The sequence below is a fragment of the Mesorhizobium sp. M7A.F.Ca.MR.245.00.0.0 genome (assembly GCF_003997415.1).
In the GTDB taxonomy this organism is placed as follows: domain Bacteria; phylum Pseudomonadota; class Alphaproteobacteria; order Rhizobiales; family Rhizobiaceae; genus Mesorhizobium.
Map to the genome: position 1 here is coordinate 58,850 of NZ_RZTE01000033.1, position 6,911 is coordinate 65,760.

The window sequence follows — 6,911 nt, forward strand, 5'->3', positions numbered from 1 at the left end:
AAATATGCCAAACGCGACACCCGCTGTTGGTAACGTAAGGGAAGGGGCCTCGGTTGAGCGCGGCTGGTGAGATAAAAGGGATGACTCCTCCAGATATTCGATCGCGAAAAGGCCAGACGCCACTTGTATGCTTGACGGCCTACACCACGCCGGTCGCGAGGCTGCTCGATCGCCACTGCGACATCGTTCTTGTCGGCGACAGCGTCGGCATGGTGCTGCACGGCCTGTCGTCGACGCTGGGGGTCACGCTCGACATGATGATCATGCACGGACAGGCCGTTCGCCGCGGCCTTGAACACGCGCTGATGGTCGTCGACCTGCCCTTCGGTTCCTACGAGGAAAGCCCAGAGCACGCTTTCGGCAACGCTGCGCGCGTGATGGGTGAGACCGGTTGTTCAGCGGTAAAGATCGAGGGCGGCGAGACCATCGCGGAAACCATCCGCTTCCTTACCGCGCGCGGCGTACCTGTCATGGCCCATGTGGGCCTGACGCCGCAGGCGGTAAACACGTTTGGAGGCTATCGTGTGCAGGGCCGGGGAGCCGATGCAGAGCGGATCAGGCGCGACGCCAGGGCGGTAACCGAAGCGGGCGCCTTCTCCTTGGTGCTGGAAAAGATACCGGAGCAGCTTGCACGGCAGATAACCGCCGATATCGACATACCCACAATCGGCATCGGTGCCTCGCCAGCTTGCGACGGCCAGATTCTGGTGAGCCACGATATGCTCGGGCTCTTCACCTCATTTCGGCCGAAGTTCGTCAAACGCTATGCCGAGCTCGGTGAGCAGGCTGAGGCGGCAATCGCCGCTTACGCCACCGATGTGCGGAACCGGCACTTTCCGGCGGTCGAACATCTCTATGTCAACGCCTTGAAGGCCGGTGACTTCACATGAGCGTGCCGATCGCTCGGACCGTGAGCGAGCTGCGCGGCGTCGTTGCGCAATGGCGTCGCTCGGGTGCCACGATCGGTATTGTGCCGACCATGGGAGCCTTGCACGACGGGCATCTGAGCCTCGTGCGGAAGGCGCTCGAAAGGGCCGAGCGGGTGATCGTGACGCTGTTCGTAAACCCCAAGCAGTTCAACAGCCCCGCCGACCTGATTGCCTACCCTCGGACGGAAAGCGACGATGCTGCCAAGCTCGCTCTGCTGGGCACGCATCTGCTCTATGTGCCGGACACAGAGGAAATGTACCAGGTGGGCTTCGCCACGGCCGTTTCAGTGTCCGGCATCAGCGAATGCCTTTGCGGCGCATTCCGGCCCGGCCATTTCAATGGCGTGGCGACGGTCGTGGCCAAGCTCTTCCTGCAGGCCGGCGCTGACTTCGCCTTTTTTGGCGAAAAGGATTTTCAGCAACTTCAGCTTGTCAGGCGCTTGGTCCGGGATCTCGACATTCCGATCACTATTGTGCCCTGTCCGACAGTCCGCGAAGCCGATGGTCTTGCGCTATCGTCGCGTAACGTGCGGCTCTCCCCAGCCCAACGCGCCATTGCCCCAAAACTAGCATCGGTCCTGCTCGATACGGCCGAGCGGCTTGCACGCGGCTCCCCCATCCTGCCTACGCTTGATGAAGCGCGTGCAGCAATTCTGGCTGCCGGCTATCGCGAGCTCGAATACCTGGAGCTTCGCGGAGAAACAGACCTGCAATCGTTAGCAAGCCTTGACCGACCGGCACGCTTGCTTGCTGCGGCTTGGCTTGGCGACACGCGGCTCATCGATAACGTCGCAATATCACCCATTGGTAGTTGGTCAGGTGGGCGGAGCTCTCTCCAATCGGAAGCAGCACAGCAATTGCGGTGATGACGGCGGCGCGTCTGCCCTGCAGGGACAGGCCATCATTTAGAATCACGTCTCCGTCGACTTCCAGCAACCTCCGCGAGGTACGCTAAGCGCAGATGCATCGCGTATTTGAAACCTTGGTCGAGCAACTCTCTGCAAGCGTCGATGCCGTCGATCTCCATGAGGCAATGGCGTCCGCCGCAGCCGGGTTCGACTTTCCGCTCTTCGCTTATTTCACCTACCCATCCGCTTCCGGCGACAGGCCACGATTTATCTCGAATTATCCATCATCATGGACATCACATTACCTGCAACAGCGCTACCACAGCGTGGATCCCGTGATCCTGCGGGGACTGCGGGGCTGGGATACCTTCGACTGGGGTGTGGACCGCGATCACCGTTATTTGCCGACCTCTCAGCAGGAAGTCCTGGAAAAAGCAGCTGAGTTCGGCATTCGCGGCGGACTGACCATGTCGATGCATGATCATCGCGGCCGGTTCGCCGCACTGACCTTCGCCTCCAACGAGGCGCATCCGCCATTTCTGAGGTCGCTGACGCGCTACGAAAAAGCAATGCAACTGGTTGCGATCAACGTTCATATCCATGCCCGGCGCAGGCTCGCCGAAGATTGCGTGGTAGATGGCATAACGCTCACCCGGCGGGAGTTCGAGTGCCTGAAATGGGCGGCGTGCGGCAAGTCGGCCTGGGATATCAGCCAGATTCTCGGTGTCTCGAAACGCACCGTGACCTTCCATCAGGAAAACGCCAAGGCGAAGCTTGGCGTGCGAACCATCAACCAGGCCGTAGTGCGGATGGCTGCTCGGGCGAGATCCTGATCCTCTCCAAGTCTAGCTGTAAAGGTCTACAGGCTGCATTCATGACGGCTTTGCCCTTCGATTGCGTGGACACATCCCGCACGGAGACGACAATGATGCAGCTGATAACACCCGACTGCTACGCCGAGTTTGCGAGCGAACTCAAGGAAATGCACGGACTTAGGTATCGGGTTTTCAAGAAGCGGCTCGATTGGGAAGTGCAGACCGAAGGCGAAATGGAAACGGACCCGTTTGACAGCCTGAACCCCGTCTACCTGCTTCTCAAGGGGTCCGATTGGCGAACTTGCGGCTGCGTCCGCCTTTTGCCGACCACCGGACCGACAATGTTGCGCGATACGTTTCCGACGCTGCTGGATGAGATGGTGGTCCCTGCGAGTGCCGATGTCTGGGAGAGTAGTCGTTTCGCGCTCGATCTCCCTGCGACAGCGCCGAAGGCAGCTGGCGGCCTGGCCCAAGCAACCTACGAGCTCTTCGCGGGGATCATCGAATTCGGCTTGGCCAACAATCTCTCCGGGATCGTAACGGTGACAGATACGCGCATCGAAAGGATCCTTCGTCTCGCGACCTGGCCGTTGTCACGTATCGGACAGCCCAAGCAGGTCGGCAACACCGAGGCAGTCGCCGGCTTCCTCGATATTTCCTACGCCAGTCTCTTGCGCATCCGCTGGAGGGGACGCCTCAACGGGCCGGTGTTGTGGCAACCAGTTCTCATCCAATCGGCATAGCGCCTGCGGATGCTCAGCCGTGACTTGAGTTAAGTCTGCTCACGGCCGCCACCGCCGCCGTGAGGGTGAGCGGACCCGCCCCCACGAGCTTTCGACTGTTCCGGTCGATTGGCTCGCGCGGCCGGACTTTGGATTTCCGTAGGCGCAACCCGGAGTCCAGCGTGAGCACGCCAAAATGGCGCCCCTCCGCTTCGTCCAAAGAAGCCAACGTGGCTTCTGAGGTCGTCTTAGAATATTGGACCGGCCGCCGTGAGCGATCGCAACCTCAAACCTTTGCCGGTATGCCGGTTTGGCCGGACCGTCGGCCAGTCGGAGCAGTCCCCTGATAAGGACCCGAGCTGACGCGCGGTCCAACAGCGCCCGAGCCTATGCTTTGTGCATTACCGTTCGGTTGGCCATGTCGTCCAAGACCGCATGAAGAAGGCTTCCAACCTCCTGCGCAGCGAGCTCTGGCGCAATTCCTACATCGGACAATTGAATGAGCATTTTCTTGGCAGAACAGCGCCAGAACGCACTCGCCGCCTCGCCGTTCTTGGTCTCGAGGGCCTGGGCGATACTTTCGACCAATATACGTCGCCGATGCAGCGGAAATACGCAAATGTTTGATTCATGCATCAATCACCTCACAGATTCAGTTCCACAAAGAAAAACACCGGCGTCTTCAAAAGAGCCCCGCTAGCGCGGTGACGGTTCGCGGCGACATGACGAGTTCCACTTCCCCATCGACAAGCCATTGGGAGATGAGCCGCCGGACCGCATATCCGGGACCGCACATAAGGTGAACCACCATTGCTCATCCGGCTGCATTTTCCTGGGCCGTTCGACGAGGCGTTCCAGCCGAATTGACGTCCAATGACTTGATCTCTGAAAGGGCAGGGCGGTACGAATCACCCGATTGTTCCGCTGCTTACATTCCTGCGAGCTTGTGTATGAACGATTAAAGCGTGCCCGAGCCGTTCTTGGTGGCCGCCGAAGAAGGGAATCATGTCATCCGCTGCCTATCGTAGGCGGCGCGACTTCTAGCATGACTGCACTGCCCCGACAGGGCTTTGCAATCGCGCGTTTCGAAGCCTATGCTTTGGCATCGGCCGGCATTTACTTCGGTGCAGCCGACAGTAAGACGTACGCGCTCTTGCCCCGTTGGAAGAGAGCCTTGCCCGATCCCTCTTTCGCGACCAGGTGCTGAAGCCCTCACCCCGCAGGACTTCGCGCTTTTGCGACCATCGCTGCATCACGTCGAACCGGGCATCAAGGACAAGTTGGAGGTCGCGCATCAGCCGATCAAGAACGTATATTTTCCCGAGAGGGGCATCGCGTCGGTGGTCGCCACCATGACCGGCGGGCGGCAAGGTGAAGTCGGCATTGTCGGCGATGACGGGATGAAAGGAATTGCCGTCATTCTCGGAAAGGAAAGCACTACCTGGCGCCTGCCGGTTGAAAACCTTCGCCCTGCGATTAGCCCGTCGCTTCGCACCTCAGTGCTGGACTATGCCCACGCGTTCCTCATCCAATCATGCCGGACGGCACTGGTCAATGGCCACTCCAAGATCGAAGAACGGCTGGCCCGCTGGCAGCTGATGGTCCACGACCGTGCGGAAGGAGATAAGATCCTCCCGACGCATGAATTTCTGGCGACCATGCTCGCGCCCACCGCCCGGGGTCACCACGGCCCTGCAAATGCTTGAGTATCGAGGACTGGTGCACGCCAAGCGCGGCGAGATCACGATCGTGCCGGATTGATATAGCTCACACATGGCGCTTATGACAAGGAGGAGCAGCGTTATTTCGGCCTGGCCGCTGCCTGAAGCATGTCGGGTTGAAACGGGTTCAGCCGACGTCTCCTTGCCCTTCACCAGGTCGCCCAAAAGCATCAGCGGTTTTGAACGAATCGCAGCGATTGTCCGCAATCGGACATAGGCTTGAAGGCGGTCGAATTCGTGCCATAAGTCGGGTTGGTCAGGGTTCAGGGAGGAATTCGTCATGACCAATTCGTTTCACACCGTCACCGTCGAAAAAGCCGCCGAAGCCTATGTCCTTTCCAGGGGAAGGGTCCGCTTTCTCTCCATGGCGCAGGCGATCCGCACCATCCGAACACTAATGCCGGCATGCAAGGCCACCGAACGCGAGTTGGAGGAACTGTTGGCGGCCGCTTCCTTCGTTCATGCGTGCCCCTTCGACACAAAAACAGCCGATGGTGTAGAACCACGGCTGCATTCCTAAGAGGGCATGCCGCGCCATGCAGACTGTCAGAGGGCATTCGTCAGATGGTAGTCCGCTAACTTAACTGCAGAGTCTAAAGGACGTGTTCCAGCATTGCGAACTCACCGATCGCTTTGTTGCAAAGCTGCCAGCAAGCGATCGCCTCGTCCATCCGTTTGCACCATCTCATCACAGACATCATCGGCGATGCTACCTGTCCAGCATATGTCCAGCATTTCGCAAGGCGGCCAGAAGGAGCCTCGCATAGCCTGTGACATCGATCTGGGCCTGCATCGAAAGGGGCATGCTGGTCCAGTTCTCCAACGGTGCAATGAAAGGTGAGAAGGTGCCATTGACAAGGCAACAACAGCTAACAAGGCCCTCTCGGTCCAATGCCACCACACCGATCTTGTCGCCTGGATATCCAATGGCTGCGACTCGCTGGACCTCCAGGTCACCGTCCACCCGCACGTCAAAAAGAAGGCTACCACGGCTCCTCGTGGCTATCTCAGCCGCCTTCTCATCAAAGCTTGAAGAGAGCAAGCGGACGCTTTCCACCGCCATCTGGAAAATCACCAAATCCAGTTCATTCACGGCCATATGGGCATTTCCGCGCAATGGGTGGTGATTGCAATGACACATACTGCTTGTTCACAGATGTCGGTCACGAACGATCATTCGTCGGGTTCCGGTTCCGACCAACGGTGTCGCCACCTGATCGTGCTGCGGTTCGAACCTTCCTAACGCGAGCCGAGCGCGCTATGAGGTTGGAGTCTAGGTCTCGGACCTTGCCTCGCGGCTTGCTCATCTTTGGCAGACCCGCTGCAACGCCGCGCGATGGCGCAAACGCCAGATGACGCTGATCCATCGCTTGATCGTGAACTGAGCTTCTGAACACCATTGGGACAGCAGGGTGGAAGGGCTTGACCAACGCCGCCCCCGTTTTCCAAGAGGACCCGTCCTCGATTGAATCTTTCGAGCCCCGTGCGGCGCGCAGCCAAATGATGACCATCTGGACCCTGCTCGCAGACCGCAAGGCAAAGAGGGAACCTTCCAGGCAGCCAAGCTGCGCCGACGCAAAGAGCGACCTTTGGAATTCCCAAGAATTGAGCCTTCCATAGTTGCAACAGGCAACCACTGCACGAGTGTGGGAGAGCGAATCGCAAGCATTGCGTGAGGTCCTGCGCGTTTTCCCCTCTTTGCTATTTGGCACATCGTTTGCGCCGAAGTGGGCGCAGCGTTCGACCGGAGCACTGCATGGGAGAGGGAGGAGCCCCACCCCGATCCGGTCAAGGAGAGAGACGGTGTTGGTTCCAAGAGTTCCCCGCGCGATCGCAGCGCCCCGCAAGCGCCATTTTGCCCGGACCTACGTGCAGG

At 59.3% G+C, this 6,911-nt stretch carries 8 protein-coding genes; 6 read left to right on the forward strand and 2 right to left on the reverse strand.

Features of this window, described 5'->3' with window-relative positions; all coding sequences use genetic code 11:
• Positions 1 to 53 precede the first annotated feature (53 nt).
• The 4 genes from panB to EOB80_RS26005 all read left to right on the forward strand — a co-directional run bounded on the left by panB (position 54) and on the right by EOB80_RS26005 (position 3,335).
• Positions 54 to 890 carry a 3-methyl-2-oxobutanoate hydroxymethyltransferase gene (gene panB / locus EOB80_RS25990; RefSeq protein ID WP_127319929.1) on the forward strand — a complete coding sequence of 279 codons (837 nt, stop codon included), beginning with the start codon at positions 54 to 56 and terminating at the stop codon, positions 888 to 890.
• Entirely contained in the window at positions 887 to 1,795 is a 909-nt protein-coding gene (gene panC, locus EOB80_RS25995) for a pantoate--beta-alanine ligase (protein ID WP_024505565.1), read from the forward strand. The genes panB and panC overlap by 4 nt, the downstream gene beginning before the upstream one ends.
• A 95-nt stretch (positions 1,796 to 1,890) precedes the next feature.
• Positions 1,891 to 2,610, forward strand: coding sequence for a LuxR family transcriptional regulator (locus EOB80_RS26000; RefSeq protein WP_024505564.1), 720 nt, complete (start codon positions 1,891 to 1,893; stop codon positions 2,608 to 2,610).
• 92 nt (positions 2,611 to 2,702) lie between these two features.
• The gene (locus tag EOB80_RS26005) at positions 2,703 to 3,335 is read left to right on the forward strand and encodes an acyl-homoserine-lactone synthase (protein ID WP_024505563.1); all 633 of its coding nucleotides are present in this window, start codon (positions 2,703 to 2,705) and stop codon (positions 3,333 to 3,335) included.
• Between the two features lie 366 nt (positions 3,336 to 3,701).
• Here EOB80_RS26005 and EOB80_RS35540 read toward each other — a convergent pair whose 3' ends face one another.
• On the reverse strand, positions 3,702 to 3,950 hold the full coding sequence (locus EOB80_RS35540; protein WP_032899751.1) for a DUF6074 family protein: 249 nt from the start codon (positions 3,948 to 3,950) through the stop codon (positions 3,702 to 3,704).
• Positions 3,951 to 4,549: 599 nt separating this feature from the next.
• Between EOB80_RS35540 and EOB80_RS26015 the strand changes: the two genes are divergently transcribed.
• The gene (locus tag EOB80_RS26015; RefSeq protein ID WP_245463567.1) at positions 4,550 to 5,020 is read left to right on the forward strand and encodes a hypothetical protein; all 471 of its coding nucleotides are present in this window, start codon (positions 4,550 to 4,552) and stop codon (positions 5,018 to 5,020) included.
• A gap of 295 nt (positions 5,021 to 5,315) precedes the next feature.
• Positions 5,316 to 5,555, forward strand: a complete 240-nt coding sequence (locus EOB80_RS26020; RefSeq protein ID WP_127319927.1) for a hypothetical protein — start codon at positions 5,316 to 5,318, stop codon at positions 5,553 to 5,555.
• Between the two features lie 189 nt (positions 5,556 to 5,744).
• Here EOB80_RS26020 and EOB80_RS26025 read toward each other — a convergent pair whose 3' ends face one another.
• On the reverse strand, positions 5,745 to 6,134 hold the full coding sequence (locus EOB80_RS26025) for a hypothetical protein (protein WP_024505560.1): 390 nt from the start codon (positions 6,132 to 6,134) through the stop codon (positions 5,745 to 5,747).
• Positions 6,135 to 6,911: the final 777 nt, after the last annotated feature.

Excerpts from the sequence above, each read along its gene's own strand:
- panC (WP_024505565.1), top strand. The coding sequence starts at position 887 with ATGAGCGTGCCGATCGCTCGGACCGTGAGCGAGCTGCGCGGCGTCGTT.
- EOB80_RS26005 (WP_024505563.1), top strand. The coding sequence starts at position 2,703 with ATGATGCAGCTGATAACACCCGACTGCTACGCCGAGTTTGCGAGCGAA.
- EOB80_RS26025 (WP_024505560.1), bottom strand. The coding sequence starts at position 6,134 with ATGGCCGTGAATGAACTGGATTTGGTGATTTTCCAGATGGCGGTGGAA.
- EOB80_RS26020 (WP_127319927.1), top strand. The coding sequence starts at position 5,316 with ATGACCAATTCGTTTCACACCGTCACCGTCGAAAAAGCCGCCGAAGCC.
- EOB80_RS35540 (WP_032899751.1), bottom strand. The coding sequence starts at position 3,950 with ATGCATGAATCAAACATTTGCGTATTTCCGCTGCATCGGCGACGTATA.
- EOB80_RS26000 (WP_024505564.1), top strand. The coding sequence starts at position 1,891 with ATGCATCGCGTATTTGAAACCTTGGTCGAGCAACTCTCTGCAAGCGTC.